This is a genomic window from Velazquezella soli, assembly GCF_977018685.1.
This window is the reverse complement of sequence record NZ_CDRNXF010000004.1, coordinates 1,451,913-1,468,424: the sequence shown is the minus strand read 5'-3', so window position 1 is coordinate 1,468,424 and position 16,512 is coordinate 1,451,913. Positions and strand designations below refer to the sequence as shown.

The 16,512-nt window shown below is 61.0% G+C and carries 17 protein-coding genes; 7 read left to right on the top strand and 10 right to left on the bottom strand.

Annotation, left to right across the window (positions count from 1 at the left end):
• Nucleotide 1: 1 nt before the first annotated feature.
• Complete coding sequence (locus AC0JZ8_RS10695) at nt 2-1,255, bottom strand: sarcosine oxidase subunit beta family protein (protein ID WP_062455194.1); 1,254 nt, start codon at nt 1,253-1,255, stop codon at nt 2-4.
• A gap of 263 nt (nt 1,256-1,518) precedes the next feature.
• Here AC0JZ8_RS10695 and AC0JZ8_RS10690 point away from each other — a divergent pair, with 263 nt between their 5' ends.
• Both AC0JZ8_RS10690 and sciP read left to right on the top strand, forming a co-directional pair.
• Nucleotides 1,519-2,547, top strand: a complete 1,029-nt coding sequence (locus tag AC0JZ8_RS10690) for a DUF2793 domain-containing protein (protein ID WP_471892463.1) — start codon at nt 1,519-1,521, stop codon at nt 2,545-2,547.
• Between the two features lie 288 nt (nt 2,548-2,835).
• The gene (gene sciP, locus AC0JZ8_RS10685) at nt 2,836-3,111 is read left to right on the top strand and encodes a CtrA inhibitor SciP (RefSeq protein ID WP_062455190.1); all 276 of its coding nucleotides are present in this window, start codon (nt 2,836-2,838) and stop codon (nt 3,109-3,111) included.
• Between the two features lie 88 nt (nt 3,112-3,199).
• On the opposite strand, the gene AC0JZ8_RS10680 is transcribed toward sciP, so the two are convergent.
• Both AC0JZ8_RS10680 and AC0JZ8_RS10675 read right to left on the bottom strand, forming a co-directional pair.
• The gene (locus AC0JZ8_RS10680; RefSeq protein WP_471892462.1) at nt 3,200-3,658 is read right to left on the bottom strand and encodes a paraquat-inducible protein A; all 459 of its coding nucleotides are present in this window, start codon (nt 3,656-3,658) and stop codon (nt 3,200-3,202) included.
• Nucleotides 3,659-3,812: 154 nt separating this feature from the next.
• Nucleotides 3,813-4,163 carry a hypothetical protein gene (locus tag AC0JZ8_RS10675; protein ID WP_062455186.1) on the bottom strand — a complete coding sequence of 117 codons (351 nt, stop codon included), beginning with the start codon at nt 4,161-4,163 and terminating at the stop codon, nt 3,813-3,815.
• Nucleotides 4,164-4,590: 427 nt separating this feature from the next.
• Here AC0JZ8_RS10675 and ctrA point away from each other — a divergent pair, with 427 nt between their 5' ends.
• Nucleotides 4,591-5,292, top strand: coding sequence for a response regulator transcription factor CtrA (gene ctrA / locus AC0JZ8_RS10670; RefSeq protein ID WP_062455185.1), 702 nt, complete (start codon nt 4,591-4,593; stop codon nt 5,290-5,292).
• A gap of 117 nt (nt 5,293-5,409) precedes the next feature.
• Here ctrA and AC0JZ8_RS10665 read toward each other — a convergent pair whose 3' ends face one another.
• The 3 genes from AC0JZ8_RS10665 to chpT all read right to left on the bottom strand — a co-directional run bounded on the left by AC0JZ8_RS10665 (nt 5,410) and on the right by chpT (nt 6,906).
• Nucleotides 5,410-5,661, bottom strand: a complete 252-nt coding sequence (locus AC0JZ8_RS10665) for a hypothetical protein (RefSeq protein ID WP_430242780.1) — start codon at nt 5,659-5,661, stop codon at nt 5,410-5,412.
• A gap of 54 nt (nt 5,662-5,715) precedes the next feature.
• A complete protein-coding gene (locus AC0JZ8_RS10660) occupies nt 5,716-6,078 on the bottom strand; it encodes a response regulator (RefSeq protein ID WP_062455181.1) in 363 nt (120 codons plus the stop codon).
• Nucleotides 6,079-6,231: 153 nt separating this feature from the next.
• Nucleotides 6,232-6,906: a histidine phosphotransferase ChpT gene (chpT, locus tag AC0JZ8_RS10655; RefSeq protein ID WP_062455179.1), complete on the bottom strand. Its 675-nt coding sequence runs from the start codon at nt 6,904-6,906 to the stop codon at nt 6,232-6,234.
• A gap of 255 nt (nt 6,907-7,161) precedes the next feature.
• Here chpT and AC0JZ8_RS10650 point away from each other — a divergent pair, with 255 nt between their 5' ends.
• Complete coding sequence (locus tag AC0JZ8_RS10650) at nt 7,162-7,698, top strand: DUF1134 domain-containing protein (RefSeq protein ID WP_062457827.1); 537 nt, start codon at nt 7,162-7,164, stop codon at nt 7,696-7,698.
• 100 nt (nt 7,699-7,798) lie between these two features.
• Nucleotides 7,799-9,049 (top strand): coiled-coil domain-containing protein, encoded by a 1,251-nt coding sequence (locus tag AC0JZ8_RS10645; protein ID WP_062455177.1) that lies wholly within the window; start codon nt 7,799-7,801, stop codon nt 9,047-9,049.
• Between the two features lie 16 nt (nt 9,050-9,065).
• Here the strand turns inward: AC0JZ8_RS10645 and AC0JZ8_RS10640 are convergent, their stop codons facing one another.
• Both AC0JZ8_RS10640 and AC0JZ8_RS10635 read right to left on the bottom strand, forming a co-directional pair.
• Nucleotides 9,066-9,887 carry a TrmH family RNA methyltransferase gene (locus AC0JZ8_RS10640; protein ID WP_471893354.1) on the bottom strand — a complete coding sequence of 274 codons (822 nt, stop codon included), beginning with the start codon at nt 9,885-9,887 and terminating at the stop codon, nt 9,066-9,068.
• A complete protein-coding gene (locus tag AC0JZ8_RS10635; RefSeq protein ID WP_092660094.1) occupies nt 9,887-10,276 on the bottom strand; it encodes a hypothetical protein in 390 nt (129 codons plus the stop codon). Before AC0JZ8_RS10635 ends, AC0JZ8_RS10640 begins: the two co-directional genes overlap by 1 nt.
• Before the next feature lie 45 nt (nt 10,277-10,321).
• Between AC0JZ8_RS10635 and AC0JZ8_RS10630 the strand changes: the two genes are divergently transcribed.
• The gene (locus tag AC0JZ8_RS10630; RefSeq protein WP_430257495.1) at nt 10,322-11,347 is read left to right on the top strand and encodes an RluA family pseudouridine synthase; all 1,026 of its coding nucleotides are present in this window, start codon (nt 10,322-10,324) and stop codon (nt 11,345-11,347) included.
• Nucleotides 11,348-11,552: 205 nt separating this feature from the next.
• Nucleotides 11,553-12,455, top strand: a complete 903-nt coding sequence (gene rpoH, locus AC0JZ8_RS10625; RefSeq protein WP_062455169.1) for an RNA polymerase sigma factor RpoH — start codon at nt 11,553-11,555, stop codon at nt 12,453-12,455.
• A 150-nt stretch (nt 12,456-12,605) separates the two neighbouring features.
• Here rpoH and AC0JZ8_RS10620 read toward each other — a convergent pair whose 3' ends face one another.
• Both AC0JZ8_RS10620 and AC0JZ8_RS10615 read right to left on the bottom strand, forming a co-directional pair.
• Nucleotides 12,606-15,056, bottom strand: coding sequence for a hypothetical protein (locus AC0JZ8_RS10620; protein WP_471892461.1), 2,451 nt, complete (start codon nt 15,054-15,056; stop codon nt 12,606-12,608).
• 58 nt (nt 15,057-15,114) lie between these two features.
• The gene (locus AC0JZ8_RS10615) at nt 15,115-16,410 is read right to left on the bottom strand and encodes an adenylosuccinate synthase (RefSeq protein ID WP_092660079.1); all 1,296 of its coding nucleotides are present in this window, start codon (nt 16,408-16,410) and stop codon (nt 15,115-15,117) included.
• Nucleotides 16,411-16,512 lie beyond the last annotated feature (102 nt).

Genomic DNA, 16,512 nt, shown 5'->3' with positions numbered 1-16,512 from the left:
CTCAGTGCATGTTCGGTTGCGGGCCTTTGCCACCCTCGTCGAGCACATAGCCTCGCTCGAACCGGTCGAGCCGCATGAAGCGCGAGACGTGATGGGTTTCGTTCTTGGCAATCAGATGCGCGAAGCAGAAGCCCGAGGCCGGCGTGGCCTTGAAGCCGCCGTAGCACCAGCCGGCGTTGAGATAGAGATTGTCGATCGGCGTGCGGTCGATGATCGGTGATCCGTCCATCGACATGTCCATCACGCCACCCCAGGCCCGCAGCGCCTTGGCGCGCGAAAGTCCGGGGATCAGCGACACGCCCTCCTGCATCGTCTCCTCGACGGTCGCAAGATTGCCGCGCTGAGCATAGGAGGAATAGTAGTCGATATTGGCACCGAACACGAGACCGCCCTTGTCCGACTGCGAGATGTAGAAATGTCCCGCGCCATAGGTGATGACGTTGTCGATGACAGGCTTCAGCCCCTCCGACACGAAAGCCTGCAGCACATGCGTCTCGATGGGCAAAGCCAGATCCGCCATCCGCCCGACCGTCGTCGTGTTGCCGGCAGCGGCCAGCGCCAGCCGGTTGCAGCCAATAAAGCCTTTCGTCGTCTCGACACCCTCGACTTCGCCGCCCGGTCCGCGACGAATGCCGGTCACCTCGCAATGCTGGATGATGTCGACGCCTCTCGCATCTGCACCGCGCGCATAGCCCCAGGCGACCGCATCGTGACGCACCGTGCCGCCGCGCTTTTGCAGCAGACCGCCCATGACGGGAAAGCGGCCGTGGTCGAAATTGAGATAGGGTGCGAGCCTGCGCACCTGTTCGCGGTCGAGCAGATCCGCATCGACGCCGTGAAGCCGCATCGCATTGCCGCGACGCGCGTATTCATCGCGCTGGCCGTCGGAATGGAAAAGATTCAGCACGCCACGCTGCGACACCATGGCATTGTAGTTGAAGTCCCGCTCCAGCCCTTCCCACAACTTCAAGGACATCTCGTAGAACGGATTATTGCCTTCCAGCAGGTAGTTGGACCGGATGATCGTGGTGTTGCGGCCGACATTGCCCGACCCGATATAGCCCTTCTCGATCACGGCGACATTGGTGATGCCGAATTCCTTGGCAAGGTAGTAGGCCGTCGCCAGACCATGCCCGCCACCGCCGACGATGATCACATCGTAATGCGGTTTCGGCTCCGGCTCGCGCCATGCCGGCGTCCAGCGACGATTGCCCGAAAGCGCCTGCTTGATGATCGATAAGGCGGAATATCGCATGCCGTGTTCCCGTGCTCGTTGCGCCCACATTCGCACATGCGGACGAAGAAACAAGGGCAATCGGGACATCGAAACGCCAGTTTCCAGCCTTGGCGAGACAAGCCTTCGTACCGTTGCAGACACGCCACGACGGACCCTGCGGGCTCCCATTTTGACGCAGCCACGTATTATATTTCAGCGACTTAACACCGGTTACATCCTCACGCTGCGGAACGGCCGTAAAATCCACACGACCAACACTGGCCAACCTTTGGGAGCGCGACATGCCCGATACGACCACCCTTCTCGACATGCCCTTCATCCTGCCGTCGCAGGCGCAAAAACATGTCACCCACAACGAGGCGCTGCTTGTTCTTGACGCGCTGGTGCATCTGACAATCCTCTCCGAACTGTCGGCTCCGCCGACGACGCCGGCCGAGGGCAATCGCCATCTGGTCGGTGCTGGCGCAACCGGTGAATGGACGGGCAAGACCGGGTGCGTCGCCGCCTGGCAGGACGGCGCCTGGACCTTCCTGACCGTGAAGACGGGATGGCGGGCATGGTTTGCGGAAACTTCTCGCCTGCGTGTGTTTGATGGTGCTGCATGGCGGGATGTTCCGCTGCCGGATCAGGGCACCCTGAGCCTGCTCGGCATAAACGCTGTCGCCGATGCCACCAACCGACTGTCGCTGTCGTCTCCTGCAAGCCTCTTCAACCACGCCGGCAACGGCCACCAGATCAAGGTCAACAAGGCGGCCGCAACCGACACCGCATCGCTGCTGTTCCAGTCCAACTGGACCGGGTTCGCAGAAATGGGGCTTGCCGGAAACACCGAATTCTCCATCAAGATCAGCGACGGCACCACCTGGCGCACGGGTCTCGCCATCAGCCCGACAGGTCGTGTCAGCCGACCCAACCAGCCGGCAGCGCGCGCCTATCGCACCGGCACCACATTCACGCCGACATCAGGCCAGCAGAGCGGCTTTACCACCTACGCCCTCAACCAGAGCAGTTTCGGACTTGGGGCTTCGGCCGCCGGCGGCGGCAACGGGATCACGGTTCCAGCAGCCGGCATCTACCTCGTCACCCTCAATCTCGTCGTCACCACATCGTCTGGGCATGGGGCGGTGCTGCTGCGCAACGGTACGGAGACACTGATGACACTCAACGGCATAACGGGTGGCGCGCAGTCGCAAGGCGCAAGCGGCGTGTTTTCGCTGAGCGCAGGCGATAGCCTGACGCTTCAGCACTCCGGCACCGCACAGGTGACACTGGGTGCCGGCAAGACGGAGCTCTCGCTGACCCTGCTCTGACTAAAATCGACGTGGCCGATTATCGCAATTCCAGTTGCAAAGATCGGCCATTTTACCCGCGCGGTGGCCACAATGTGTCCTCTTCCGGAGCAGCCATGAAATAAAACAAGAAATTCATCACTTAAGACAACTCTAACAATGCCTTGTTTTAAAAGGTTTTTGTCGGCTCGAATCAAGTGAATTGCGACCAATGCGGGTTTGGCCACAAATGGCGCGTCTCGTTTAGTCAAATGTTAAAACTGCCCCGGTAGGCTCTCGTTTGTGGTCTTGCGTTGTGTAGAGAGTCCAATGACCGAAATGATACGTCCCCGAGTTAAATATGTCATCGGTCCCGATGGCAGCCCGCTTACGATTGCGGATCTTCCGCCGGCCAATACGCGCCGCTGGGTTATCCGTCGTAAGGCAGAGGTTGTCGCCGCGGTTCGCGGCGGCCTGTTGAGCTTGGAAGAAGCCTGCGAGCGTTATACGCTCACCGTCGAAGAATTCCTGTCCTGGCAAGCGTCTATCAACGACCACGGCCTGGCCGGTCTTCGGACCACCCGCATTCAGCAGTACCGCCATTAGGCGAAGTCAGCAGACCACTGTTCATCGGTAAAATCGAAGTGCCGTTGCCTCACCGCAGCGGCACTTTTTATTTGCCCTGGTTTGAAATTTATCGGGACAAGGACGGTTCTCGCCGCGCCAGTTGCGGCAATATGCCCGCGATGATCGCCGAGGCCGCATAGAACCACAGGCCGGGTTGCGTTACTGCCTGCGCGAGGCCGGACGTCTTGGCCGCAAACACCACGAGTGCCACCAGCATCACATCCATCATCGACCATTTCGCAAGATGCGGCATCACGCGCGCGAAAAATCCCGGCTGACGATTGCCGCGAAAGGCTTGCGCGCCGAGCGCCATAAGCTTTGCAACCGGGAAGACGATCGAGAACAGTCCGACGATGAGCGCAAGCGCGACATCGCCCTGCCCCCATAGAGCAGAAACGAGTTCGACCAGCGACGGCGTCTCGCGAAAGAAATACAGCCGCTCGAAGCGAATGATCGGCAGGGAAAGTCCCAGGACCAGAAAAACGCAAGCGGCCGCATAAAGCGAAAACCAGATAAGCCTTCTCATCCGGCACCCATAGCAAAGCTTGGGCCACACGTCTGCCCTGCCGCTCCGTGGGAAAAGTCGAAAAAGCAAAAACGGGGGCACCGTTATGCGGTCCCCTCGTCAGAGTCCTCTCGCTATCGTGTGATGCGCTCGGCTGGCAACCAGCCGTAAGGCATCAGGCGCGGGCGCGCATACCGGTGTCGCGCTCTTCGAGCGCCGACGCCTTTGCAAATTCGGCTTCCGCCTCTTCCAGCGCAAGCTCGGCGGCATCCTGCTGGATCCGAAGTTCCCGGATCGAGACCTGCAGATTGTCGGCCCGCTGGCGGGCAGCCTTGGCAAAAGTTGGATAGGCGAAGTGATTCGGGTCGGAAATTCCCGATTTCTTCTCCTCGACGGTGATCTGGTGCTCCAGTTCCTTCGCCATTCTTTCGAATTCGGCCATCATCGTCTGCAACTGCTGCAGTTGACGACGCTTTTCGTTAACCTGAAAGTTCTTCAGGCGAACAAGATTGTCACGCGATTTCATACGCAATACTCCGTGGATAGCGAGACCCAGGCCGGTAAACCCCTGTTCAATACAGTGCGAGGCTCAAAAAATTTCCGAGGCGTTAACAAATTTGGCGCCGCGTTAACCTTTCATTTACAGGCATCATTAACAATAAGCCTGATCATTTAAGGGTCGGTAAATGCCAAGGCCGGTTTTCGGTCACGACAATGTCGGAGTCGTTTGAATCACTTAGCGGGGTTTCCTCCTCCGCTGAATCAAGCTGGCGATGGCCAATCCTTAAAGTAAAACAGGCTGCTACTAATTTTGCTTAACAAAATGATGCACCTTGCCAGGACCGCTCATAATTTGTTAACCAGTTTCTGGCAGCTTCCAAATCAGGCTCAGTCTGGATCCGTATCGAGTAAGGGGGCATCGGTAACCTTACGCGGCGGTAAAGGGGAAAATTATGCGGGTTCTACTCATCGAAGATGACAGCGCGACGGCCCAGTCGATCGAGCTGATGCTGAAATCGGAAAGCTTCAACTGCTATACGACCGACCTTGGCGAAGAAGGCGTCGACCTTGGTAAGTTGTATGACTACGATATCATTCTTCTTGACCTCAATCTCCCCGACATGTCGGGTTATGAAGTGCTTCGCACTCTGAGATTGTCAAAGGTCAAGACGCCAATCCTGATCCTGTCGGGCATGGCGGGCATCGAAGACAAGGTACGAGGCCTTGGTTTCGGCGCAGACGACTACATGACCAAGCCGTTCCACAAGGACGAACTGGTTGCACGTATCCACGCCATCGTTCGCCGTTCGAAGGGCCATGCCCAGTCGATCATCATCACCGGCGAACTGATCGTGAACCTCGACGCCAAGACCGTCGAAGTCGGCGGCCAGCGTGTGCACCTGACGGGCAAGGAATACCAGATGCTGGAGCTTCTTTCGCTCCGCAAGGGGACCACGCTCACCAAGGAAATGTTCCTCAACCACCTTTATGGCGGTATGGACGAGCCGGAACTGAAGATCATCGACGTCTTCATCTGCAAGCTGCGCAAGAAGCTCGCAAATGCGGCCGGTGGCGCGAACTACATCGAGACTGTCTGGGGCCGTGGCTACGTGCTGCGCGAACCTGACAATGTCGAGCTCGCAGAAACCGCCTGAGCCTGAAAACTTTTCCCTATCCCGGATTGAAGAGCACCCGCGCAAGCGGGTGTTTTTGCGTTTGAGATTGCCGAGGTGAAAGCGCTGAGGATTGACGAATTCAGCGCGGTGTCCGGATCAAGTTTCCATAAACACGGTTCGAGCTTGTTGCCACTCGTCCCAGCAGTTCTCAGGATCGATGTCGAGATAGCCGCGCTGCTCGTCCATTTTTTGCGCAACATCACGGGAAACTGCGATGACCTCACACGTGTCGGTGATTTCGAGGACCTCGTCTTCCGTCAGAGGGCTCCCCTTCGCTCTCTCGCTTTGAAGTAGCGTCGCGATGAGACTGGGTACGGGGTAGAGAACGAGAAGTTTGTCTTCGCTCACAGGACACCTCCGAGACGCGGCTTCACTCAGCGCACGCCGCAAACGCTGAAACTATCAAGCCGCAACAGCGAAGCCGCCGAACACCGATGTCAGGATCTTGCGGTCGAAAGGTTTGAGGAGAAAATCGCTGGCGCCGGCGCGTTTGCCGGCCATCATCTTCTTCAGGTCCGTCTCGATGACGCAGTAGAAGATCTTGACGTCCTTGCCGCGATCCATTGCCCGGACAGAGGCGATCAGACCGAGCGCGTCGTCGAGGCCTGCATCGACGATCAGGAAGTTCGGCAAGGTTGCACGGCAGCCGGTCAGTGCTTCCTGCGCAGTGCCCGCTTCGGAAACCAGAAAGCCGATCTCCGAGAGAATGCGCTTGCCCACTTTGCGCACGATGTCCGAACTGTCTGCAATCATCATTCGCTGCATCGTGTTTCCCCTGATGCTGTGCCCGTCCCTGGGCAACATCCACCATGACCCGAATGAAGCTAAGAAAGAGTTACGCGTCAGGCGCAGCGCGAAAAGCGCGGGCCGCCTCAAGGCAACCCGCGCTTTTCACATGTCAGAGCGCTTGATCGGGTCTCAGACCTCTTCGGAAACGGCCGGCACTTCGGCAGGGACGGTTTCCGCGATGAAGGTGATCTTGTCTTCAGACACCACGTATTTCAAATCCATGCCGCATTCGTCGGCCAGCAGAACCGTGTAATAGGGCTGGATCGTGTGGGCATCGACCGCCTCTTCCATGGCACCCGACAGCACTTCGACGAATTTCGCCGGCACGCGCATCATCCGGCCTTTGATGGTGATGATGAACTTCGCGTCGAATTCCGGGTTTTCGAGTGTCACATCGAGAGAGCCGCCACGCGGAATGCCGCCGTAAGCGACAGTGAAGAGGTTGAGGAGCAGCTTGACCCGGTTCTTCGGGATGATGGCGCGCGGGCCGTTCCAGGAGACTTCCGTCTTCTTTTCGGCGACCGCGAACTCCTTGGCAGCCTTTTCGGCCTCGCCCGTATCGATCGATGCACCAACAGAGCCGGAGGCGCCGAAAGCAAGCCGCGCGAATTTCAGACGCACCGAGGCGTTCATGGCGGATGTACGGATCAGGTCGAGCGCATCCGCGTCGGCGGCTCCCTCATCGAGAAGCTCCAGGCCATTGTTGATGGCGCCGACCGGCGAAATGATATCGTGGCAGACCCGGCTGCAGAGGAGAGCTGCCAGATCCGGACCGCCGAGGGTTAGATTGGGATTTTTAGGCATGCGTGTCTCCGGCTGGATGAAAATATTCCCTCGCGCATGTGCCACAGCAACATTGCGCGGGGATTGTCGACGGTCAATGTGTATAGATGCCGCCATAATGACACCATTTGTGGTAAACCGATTGTTAACGTCATGCCGCCAAGATAGAGGCGGCTTAAGCATGACGCTTGATAACGGAAGATTTAACAAACGGACTTCAATATGCGCCGCCAGAACCTTTCCGCCTTCGCTCGCTTTGCCACCGCTTTCGTGGTCATGGCAACCGCTTTCTGTGTCACAATCGAAAGGGCATCCGCCCAGCAGAATGCTTCGCAGTATTCGATGCAGGAAATTGTCGATGCCGGCCACGGCTTTTTCGGCTCCACCAGCGGCGGTCTCGCCAAGGTGGTGGAAAACGCTTTCTCGAAATACGGCCTGCCCAACGGTTACATTCTCGGCCAGGAAGGCTCCGGCGCCTTCATCGCCGGCCTGACCTATGGCGAAGGCCAGCTATACACGAAAAACGCCGGACAGCATCCGACCTACTGGCAGGGCCCATCGCTCGGCATCGATTACGGCGGCCAGGGCACCCGCGCTATGATGCTGGTCTATGACCTGCCGACGGTCGATTCGCTCTATGCCCGCTTCGGCGGCGTTTCCGGCTCGGCCTTCGTAGTCGCCGGCGTCGGGATGACTGTCCTGCGCAACAACAACGTGATCCTGGTGCCGATCCGCACCGGCCTTGGCGCCCGTCTCGGCATCAATGTCGGCTATCTGAAGATGACCCGCGAAGCCACCTGGAACCCCTTCTGAGCGGCAGGCTGACACCTCCACCGGGCGAGCCCACTTGCCGGGTGCAGGCGCCCGTGCTTAAAAAGAGCCTGTCCGCTCCAGACACAAAGAACGGCTTTCCGTGATCCAATACGCACTCCTGTTTGGCCTGGGTTTCCTCAGCGCGGCGCTGCTTGCCATCCTGATTTCGCCGGCGATCCACAGGCGGATCGTGCGCTACACGGAAAACCGCATCCGCGCGACACTGCCGATCAGCCCTGAGGAAGTGCGTGCCCAGCGTGATATGGCACGTGCCGTCTATGCGGCGGAAAACGCCCGGACCTCTCAGGAACTGATCCAGGCGCGCGAGAAAAACACCCGCCTGATGCTCGATATCGAGGCGCTGAACGCGACCATCCGCACGCTTGAAGACGACCGGCAGGACCTGAAGATGCAGGCCGACACGCTGGATGTCGAGGCTGCCGCCACCCGCTCGCGTCTTCGCCAGGAAGACAGCTATATCCAGGAGCTGAAGGTGGCGCTGGAACAGTCCCACGACGACCTCAGGATGCGCGATGTCGAGATCGGCGAACGCCAGCAGCACGTTGCCCGGCTGATTGCCGATACGGACAATTTCCGCATCGACCTCTCGTCTCATGCGGCAGAGATGGAAGGGCTCAAGGCCCGGATCGGCAATCTTCGCGACGAACGCGAGACGCTGCGCACGGAAATTCGCGACATGACCACCCGCGCCAAAGAAGCCGAGAGCAAGGTCAAGCTGGAAGAGCAACGCCGGATAGCGCTGCAGGAAAGGCTGGACCGGGAGATCGCCGAGGGTGCCGACAGGGCAGAGGCGCTGGACCGCCGTCAGCAGGAAATCGAACGGCTGCGCGAAAAACTGAAAACTGCCAATGCGGAAGCCCGTGACGCGAGCCGGGCCCTGCGCAAAACCGGGTCGCCAGCCGGATCAAAACCGAAGTCGAATTCAGGCAAGATCAACACGCCCGGTCCCGAAGACATCCAGGCGGCGCATCTCCTCGAGGAGGGTGTGTTAGCCGTCGCCCGCCCGACGGGCATGGACCCAGAGCCCACCATGATGACAGCTGCGATGATGACGCCGGCCATGATCGATCTCGCAGAAGATGCCCGCAACCGGGCGACCGCAGTGTCGGAACGGCTTTTAAAGAGTCGCGATGGCGCTAACGATGCAGCACTTCGGCAGGAGCTTGCAACCATCGCTGCAAGTCTTGTGGCGCTCACGGCCGCGCGCGAAGGCAAAGCCTCGCCGATCAACACGATCCTGTCTGGAAAATCCGGCAACAGCGATCGCGAAAGCCTGGCTGCCAAGGCCAAGAAGGCCATGGCGAAACTGAACGAGCAGTCGTCGTCCTGAACGACACCTGAAATTCCTAGAGCCGGCCCTGCCGCATGGCGATCTCGTAGAGCGCGATACCTGTCGCGGTTGCGGCGTTGAGACTGTCCAGTCCCGGCATCTGGGCAATGCGCGCGGTCTTGACTGCGGAGAGGATATGCGCTGGAAGCCCCTCGCCCTCGGTCCCGGTGATCAGCGCCATCTGCGGATGCGGCGACACTTCGCGAATTTCGACGTGTCCGGCAGGCGACAAGCCCCAGATCGCGAAGTCGCGCAGCATCAGCGCGTCCAGAAGCTCCGTCATCGTCCCGGTGCGGGCATAGGGCACCGAGAGCACGGAGCCGACAGAAACCCGCAGCGACTTTCGATAGAGCGGATCGCAGCAGGCGGCGTCCAGCAGCACCGCATCGGCGCCGAAAGCGGCCGCATTGCGGAAGATCGAGCCGATATTGTCGTGGTTGGAAATGCCGAAGGCCGCAACGACCAATGCCTTTTCTGGCAGGTTCTGCAGGAGGTCCGCAATCGACGGCTCCTCAGCCCTGCGACCGATCGCCAGCACGCCGCGGTGGAGGTGGAAGCCGACAATCCGGTCGAGAACGGCAGAGGATGCGACATAGACCGAAACATCGTCAGGGAAACGGCCAAGGATGTCTTCCAGCCCGGACACCCGATTTTCCAGAAGCAGAAGCTTCTCCGCGACGAAGCCGGACTTGGCCCGGTGTGCCTGCGCCAGCATGCGCAGCACGACAGTGCCCTCGGCGATAAACCGCCCGCCCCTGCCCGTCAGGTCGCGATCGCGGACCGCCTGAAATTCGGCGATCCGCGGGTCGTCCGCATCCTCGATGCGGATTGTCTCCATCACGGACCGGTGGCGATCGTCACGTCGGCGACGATCCGGCCGAGCACGATGTCGAACACGAACACCTTGCGGGCGCCGTTCAGCTGGCCGAGGAAGACGAGCTGGCTGCCGGACATCGACACATTGTCGATTTGGAAACCGGTCGGCAGTGCGGCGGTGGCCTTCAGCGGCTGGTCGGACGGGACGGTGAAACTTCCCGACGTGGCGACCGTTGCCGGGCCGTCTGCGGGCCGCTGGGAGATCTTGTAGACAATCGCGGCGAGGACCGCCATAAAGCAGACAAACAGGATCCCGCCCGAAACGAGCTGCAGAAGCACCATCTTCCGGCGGATTCTCTCCATCGCCGGATCAAGCGGCTCTTCCTTTTCCTCGACTTCTGGTTGGGGCATGAATTGTCCTTATGCGTGCAAGATTGCGAATTGACGGAAACCGGAATGAACGACCCCTTTAAACAAGCCGAAGCCCCGAGGAAAGTCCTGACTGCCGATGAGGCAGCAGAAGGGCGGTTGGATGCGTGGCTGACACAGGTTCTGGACGGCGAATTCTCCAGAAACCGCATCAAGGCGCTGATCGAACAGGGTGTCGTACTGCTGAACGGCAAGGCCTGCACCGAGCCGAAGAAGAAAGTGTCCCCCGGCGATCAAATCGAGATCACATTGCCGGAACCGGAGGATCCCGAACCCAAGGGCGAGGATATTCCGCTCGATGTTCTGTATGAGGACGAGGACCTGATCGTCATCGCCAAGCCGCCGGGTCTCGTCGTGCATCCGGGCGCCGGCAACTGGACGGGGACGCTCGTCAACGCGCTGATCCACCATTGCGGCGACACTCTTTCCGGCATCGGTGGCGTCAAGCGGCCAGGTATCGTCCACAGGCTCGACAAGGATACGTCGGGCGTGATGGTTGCCGCCAAGAACGATCTGGCGCATCGCCACCTCGCCGACCAGTTTGCCGACCATGGCCGTTCCGGTCCGCTGGAACGCGCCTATATGGCCGTCGTCTGGGGCCGCCCGAAAGGTTTGAAGGGCACGATCGACGCACCGCTCGGCCGCGCCGGTGGCGACCGCACCAAGCGCGCCGTCACCCGCGAGAATGCCGTGGACGCGCGCGAGGCGGTGACCCATTACGAGGTGATCGAGCGTTTCCACGAGACGCCCGAGGCAACCTCGCTGGCGGCCCTGATCGAATGCCGTCTGGAAACCGGCCGCACGCACCAGATCCGAGTCCACATGGCTCATATCGGCCATCCGCTGATCGGCGACCTCGATTACGCCGGTGGCTTCAAGACCAAGGTCAACAAGATCCCCGAGCCCGCCCGCACCGTCGTCAGCGCCTTCCCGCGCCAGGCGCTGCACGCCTATCTGCTTGTGTTCGAACATCCCCGCACCGGCGAGGTGATGGAATTCGAGGCTCCGATCCCCGACGACCTGGAAGAGTTGATCGAAGCCCTGCGGCAATGACGGCCTGACCGTCGCCGGAAGTCCAGCCGATCATTACGCAATTGTAATGTCATAACGTTGGTGTGAACGCTTGAATCGCTCTTCCGCCACACTTATCTGACACTTGCATTGGTGCGGGGTCGGGAACGATCCGCGCCATAATCGGTTCGCCGTAAGGGCAGATGAAATCTGCCGGGAACCGACAACGATCGGAAAGGGGTGCTTCATGGCCCGGAACAATCTGCCTTCGATTACCGCCGGCGAAGCCGGTCTCAATCGCTATCTCGATGAAATCCGCAAATTCCCGATGCTGGAGCCGCAGCAGGAATACATGCTCGCGAAGCGTTACGCTGAGCATGGCGACCGCGCTGCCGCACACAAGATGGTGACGAGCCACCTGCGTCTCGTCGCAAAGATCGCCATGGGCTATCGCGGCTACGGCCTGCCGATCGGCGAAGTCGTGTCGGAAGGCAATGTCGGTCTGATGCAGGCCGTCAAGAAATTCGACCCGGAACGCGGTTTCCGTCTGGCGACCTATGCAATGTGGTGGATCAAGGCCTCGATCCAGGAGTACATCCTGCGCTCCTGGTCGCTGGTCAAGATGGGCACGACCGCCAACCAGAAGCGGCTGTTCTTCAACCTGCGCCGCCTCAAGGGCAAGATCCAGGCGATCGAGGAAGGCGATCTGAAGCCGCACCAGGTGACCGAGATCGCCACCAAGCTGAACGTATCCGAGGAAGAAGTGATCTCGATGAACCGCCGCCTCTCCGGCGACGCTTCGCTCAACGCCCCGATCCGGGCGGCTGAAGGCGAAGCCGGCCAGTGGCAGGATTGGCTGGTCGACGATCATGAGAGCCAGGAAGCGGTCCTGATCCAGCAGGACGAGCTCGACACGCGCCGCCGCATGCTCGGCAAGGCACTTGCCGTGCTGAACGAACGCGAGCGCCGCATCTTCGAAGCCCGCCGTCTGTCGGAAGACCCGGTGACGCTCGAAGAACTGTCCACCGAGTTCGACATCAGCCGCGAACGCGTCCGACAGATCGAGGTCCGCGCATTCGAAAAGGTGCAGGATGCGGTACGCAAGGAAGCGCTCGCCCAGGCTCAGGCCCTGCGCGTCGTCGACGCGTAACGAGAGACACCAGCACTCGCAGACCGAAGGCCGCATCTTGCGGCCTTTTTCTTTGGCCGGAGCCATGGGAGTTCGCAATGGGAGGCTGGAAATGGAAAAGGGCCGCTCTCGCGACCCTTCTCGTATGACCTATGTCCTGCGACCGGTCGATTACTGGCCCGTCTGGCCGCCGGCCTGGCCCCATTCGCGGATGGCCTCGTTGAACGCCTTCTCGCCTTCAGGCCCCTTCTGGAGCGTGAACAGCGCGCGGCGTCCGTTGCGATAGGCGACCGGGATGTCGATCCAGTTGCGGGTGCGCAGCAGCTCCATATTGGTGTTGCGGGCATCCGGGAAGTCGTTGAGCGCGATCATGTGGAAGTCGTCGGTGATCTTGGCCGGAACCGCGATCAGGGCGTTGCCGCGATCCTGCTCGGATGTCTTCATCGCAATGCGCTGGACGCTGTCGATGGCACCGCCCTCGAAGTCCGGCGGGACGGCAAAGACGATCTCGATCAGATGGCTCGCGGGCAGCGACGGATCCGAGTTGCGCTTGAACGTTACAAGCGCGGTCAGACCACGACCGGGTATGGTGATGCGGGCCTGGACTTCAGCCTGAGGCGGACCGCCGTTGGAACCCGGCTCGCGCTGCAGAGACCAGGAAACGCTTCCGTCGATCGCGGTCGGCGCGGTCTGGCCAAGACGCTCTTCATAGAGGAACATCTTTTCGCCGGAGACCGCAGGGGTCGCTGCCGGATTGGCGTCGGGGGCAGGCGCTGCAGGTGCGCCGGGCGCGGTTGCAGCCGTCGCGGCAGCGCCAGGCGCCGCAGGCGGCGTGGTCGGCGGGGCGTTGAGCTGCGCCACCGACTGCCCTTCGGCGTTCTGGGCAAGGCTTCCGGCCGAACCCGGACCTTCATCCACCTCTGTGCCATCCGGCATCAGACGCTGGGTGAATTTCGGGCTGGCGGTCGAACCGTCCGCGGCTGGCGGCGGGCTCGTCTGACCGGCGGGCTGGCCATTTGCCTGTTGCGTCGAAGGCGTCGGGTTGGCCGGCGCTGCTGCCGGAGCCGTAGTTGCGTTCCCGGAGGCCGGTTGCGAGGTCGCGGGCGTTTCAGCGGTCGAGACCGCCGTGTCCGTCGAGGAAGATGGCATGAAGCCTTCGACCATCTCGCTCAGCGCGTCGCGGTTCATCCAGGCGGCATAACCAGCGCCACCCAGCAGCAGAAGGCCGACCAGTCCGAGTGCGAGGCCACCGTAATTGCGCTTGCGCGTCGTCGTCACCCGGTATGGCTTAGCCGGGGTCGGCATCAGGCCTTCGAGATTGTCATCCGACTGGGCCTGTCTCGGGCTCGAGGCGGCAGCGCCGGCGCCGGCAATTGCCGCGCCCTTGCTGTACCCGATCAGGTCATCCAGATCGCTCCAGGGATCCTTCTCGTGATCCTTGCCGGCAGGCTTTTGTGCCTGCTCATCCGCTTTTGCGTCAAGCTGGTAGCCTGCGAAGAAATCGTCGCTGTCGTCTTTGCGCCCGGTCTCCGTCCCGGTCTGGCCGAAACTTGGGAGCTCAGCGACCGATGGCATGCGAACTGCATCGGCAGAGACATGGGTTTCCTGGTCGAAATGCGCGTCGACGCGATCACCACTGTGAAGATCGGCCTGCGGCTGGTTCTGATGGACCGGCTCGACGGGACCGGCCGGCACCAGTTCCGGAACGTCGTCCCAGGCGGCTGCGGCGGTGTTTTCGGAATGCGCCGGCTCATGCCAGGTGGGCTCTTCGAAGAGCGGCGCATGTTCCGTGCGCGCTGGCTCCGCACTGGTCTGCGGTGGCCACTGGACGTGGGCGACGTCATCGTCCTGACGGGCAGCCGAGTAGGGAAGATCATCATCCCGCTCGTTTGCAACAGGCTCGTCGACAGTCCCGGGATACTGCTCGATCGGCGCGTCGATGGAATGTGCCCGGCCGTCATCGGCGACAGGTTCGTTGTGGACCTGCTCATCGCGTTCACCGACGGCAGCGACATCGCCGACCGGCCATCCACCTTGATGAACAGTGTCCTGCTCCTCGGACGGCGCAAGCTCTTCGTAAAGAGGACGATCTTCGTAGGCCGTGCGTGCCTCATACGTTTCAGGCTCTACAGCCGGTTCGTAAGGGGCAACGTCAGGTTCGCGTTCTTCGGCTGCAACAGGAGCAACAGGCTCGTGCCGTTCCTCGTAGCGCGGCGGCTCGTCATACGAATAGCCAGCCGGCTCGGTAGCGGCGAGCGGTGCTGCTTGTTCGGGCTCTTCGCCCGGAGCGGGTGCCGGTTCCTGCTCGGGCTCCGGTGGAGCCGGCAACACCGTCTCTTCAGCGGGCGCAGGCTGGCCGGCGGCAAATTCGTCGTCGGCAAAACCAGCCTCGTTCTCGAACGGCGCCAGCGCCTCCGCATGCTCGCTCTCGACTTCGACGATCGCCGTTTCGAGCTTGTCCATCTGCCGCCGAAGCATTTCTTCCGGCGGCCGCGGCTTCATGTTCTCGAGCTGCCGTTGAACGGCACCACGCGCTTTTTCATACACTTTCGCGCGGGCTTCAGGCGAGTTTGTCGCCAGACCATCAACAGCGCGGCGGATCACCGCTACAAAATCTGCCATCAGCACTTCTCATTGTCGCCGGGCTCAAGCCGGCTGAATGGATAATCAATAGTTGACATTAATCTTCAAACGGGTCCGTCACAAGTATGGTGTCGTCGCGTTCCGGACTTGTGGAAAGTAGCGCAACTGGCGCGCCAATCAATTCCTCAACCTGACGAACGTATTTGATCGCCTGTGCCGGCAGGTCCGCCCAGGACCTTGCACCAACGGTGGATTCCTTCCAGCCTTCCAGCGTCACGTAGATCGGCTCGACCCGAGCCTGTGCCGCCTGGCTTGCCGGCAGATGGTCGATCCGCTGGCCGTCGAGCATGTAGCCGACGCAGATCTTCAGTTCTTCCAGACCGTCGAGAACGTCGAGTTTCGTCAGCGCGATCCCGGTGATGCCGTTGGTCGCGACCGACTGGCGAACCAGCGCCGCGTCGAACCAGCCACAGCGACGCTTGCGACCCGTGACGGTGCCGAACTCATGGCCCTTTTCACCGAGGAACTGACCAATTTCGTCATGGAGTTCGGTCGGGAACGGGCCTTCACCGACGCGCGTCGTGTAGGCCTTGGTGATGCCGAGGATGTAGCCCAGCGAGCCCGGGCCCATGCCGGAACCGGCAGCAGCCTGGCCGGCAACCGTGTTCGACGACGTCACGAACGGATAGGTGCCGTGGTCGATGTCGAGCAGCGAGCCCTGCGCGCCTTCAAACAGGATGCGCGAACCCTTGCGGCGCTCCTTGTCCAGCAGTTCCCAGACGGTTTCGCGGAACGGCAGAACCTGTTCGGCGACGGACGTCAGTTCCTGCATGATCGTCTCATGGCTGACTTCCTGCTCGCCCAGACCGCGGCGCAGCGCGTTGTGATGGGTGAGGATGCGATCGACCTTGGCCGACAGCGTATCGAGGTCGGCAAGATCCATGACGCGGATCGCACGACGGCCGACCTTGTCTTCATAGGCCGGGCCGATGCCGCGGCGGGTGGTGCCGATCTTGGTGCCGGTGTTGGATGCCGCATCTTCGCGCAGGCCGTCCAGCTCGCGGTGCAGCGACAGGATCAGCGTCGCGTTGTCGGCGATGCGCAGCACGTCCGGGGTGACCTTGACGCCCTGCCCGTCGAGCTTTGCGATTTCAGCGACCAGCGCGTGCGGATCGACGACGACGCCGTTGCCGATAACCGAAAGCTTGCCGCGGACGATACCGGAGGGCAGCAGCGACAGCTTGTAGCTGACACCGTCGATGACGAGCGTATGGCCGGCATTGTGGCCGCCCTGGAACCGAACGACGATATCCGCCCGTTCAGAGAGCCAGTCGACGATCTTGCCCTTGCCCTCGTCACCCCACTGCGAACCAACCACGACTACATTCGTCATCTTTGCTTTCCTGCGTTTCGGGCCTGCCCTTCAAGCACGCCACGGCGCCGCGACAGCACCGCTGCTCTGAGACAGCGGCGTTGCGAGCGCCAGATAGAGTTC

What these genes read in the sequence shown, in the direction of transcription:
- AC0JZ8_RS10690 (WP_471892463.1), top strand. Translation starts at nt 1,519, where the DNA reads ATGCCCGATACGACCACCCTTCTCGACATGCCCTTCATCCTGCCGTCG.
- sciP (WP_062455190.1), top strand. Translation starts at nt 2,836, where the DNA reads ATGACCGAAATGATACGTCCCCGAGTTAAATATGTCATCGGTCCCGAT.
- AC0JZ8_RS10680 (WP_471892462.1), bottom strand. Translation starts at nt 3,658, where the DNA reads ATGAGAAGGCTTATCTGGTTTTCGCTTTATGCGGCCGCTTGCGTTTTT.
- AC0JZ8_RS10630 (WP_430257495.1), top strand. Translation starts at nt 10,322, where the DNA reads ATGAACGACCCCTTTAAACAAGCCGAAGCCCCGAGGAAAGTCCTGACT.
- AC0JZ8_RS10615 (WP_092660079.1), bottom strand. Translation starts at nt 16,410, where the DNA reads ATGACGAATGTAGTCGTGGTTGGTTCGCAGTGGGGTGACGAGGGCAAG.
- AC0JZ8_RS10640 (WP_471893354.1), bottom strand. Translation starts at nt 9,887, where the DNA reads ATGGAGACAATCCGCATCGAGGATGCGGACGACCCGCGGATCGCCGAA.
- AC0JZ8_RS10650 (WP_062457827.1), top strand. Translation starts at nt 7,162, where the DNA reads ATGGCAACCGCTTTCTGTGTCACAATCGAAAGGGCATCCGCCCAGCAG.
- AC0JZ8_RS10660 (WP_062455181.1), bottom strand. Translation starts at nt 6,078, where the DNA reads ATGCAGCGAATGATGATTGCAGACAGTTCGGACATCGTGCGCAAAGTG.
- AC0JZ8_RS10675 (WP_062455186.1), bottom strand. Translation starts at nt 4,163, where the DNA reads ATGAAATCGCGTGACAATCTTGTTCGCCTGAAGAACTTTCAGGTTAAC.
- AC0JZ8_RS10635 (WP_092660094.1), bottom strand. Translation starts at nt 10,276, where the DNA reads ATGCCCCAACCAGAAGTCGAGGAAAAGGAAGAGCCGCTTGATCCGGCG.
- chpT (WP_062455179.1), bottom strand. Translation starts at nt 6,906, where the DNA reads ATGCCTAAAAATCCCAATCTAACCCTCGGCGGTCCGGATCTGGCAGCT.
- AC0JZ8_RS10620 (WP_471892461.1), bottom strand. Translation starts at nt 15,056, where the DNA reads ATGGCAGATTTTGTAGCGGTGATCCGCCGCGCTGTTGATGGTCTGGCG.
- rpoH (WP_062455169.1), top strand. Translation starts at nt 11,553, where the DNA reads ATGGCCCGGAACAATCTGCCTTCGATTACCGCCGGCGAAGCCGGTCTC.
- AC0JZ8_RS10695 (WP_062455194.1), bottom strand. Translation starts at nt 1,255, where the DNA reads ATGCGATATTCCGCCTTATCGATCATCAAGCAGGCGCTTTCGGGCAAT.
- ctrA (WP_062455185.1), top strand. Translation starts at nt 4,591, where the DNA reads ATGCGGGTTCTACTCATCGAAGATGACAGCGCGACGGCCCAGTCGATC.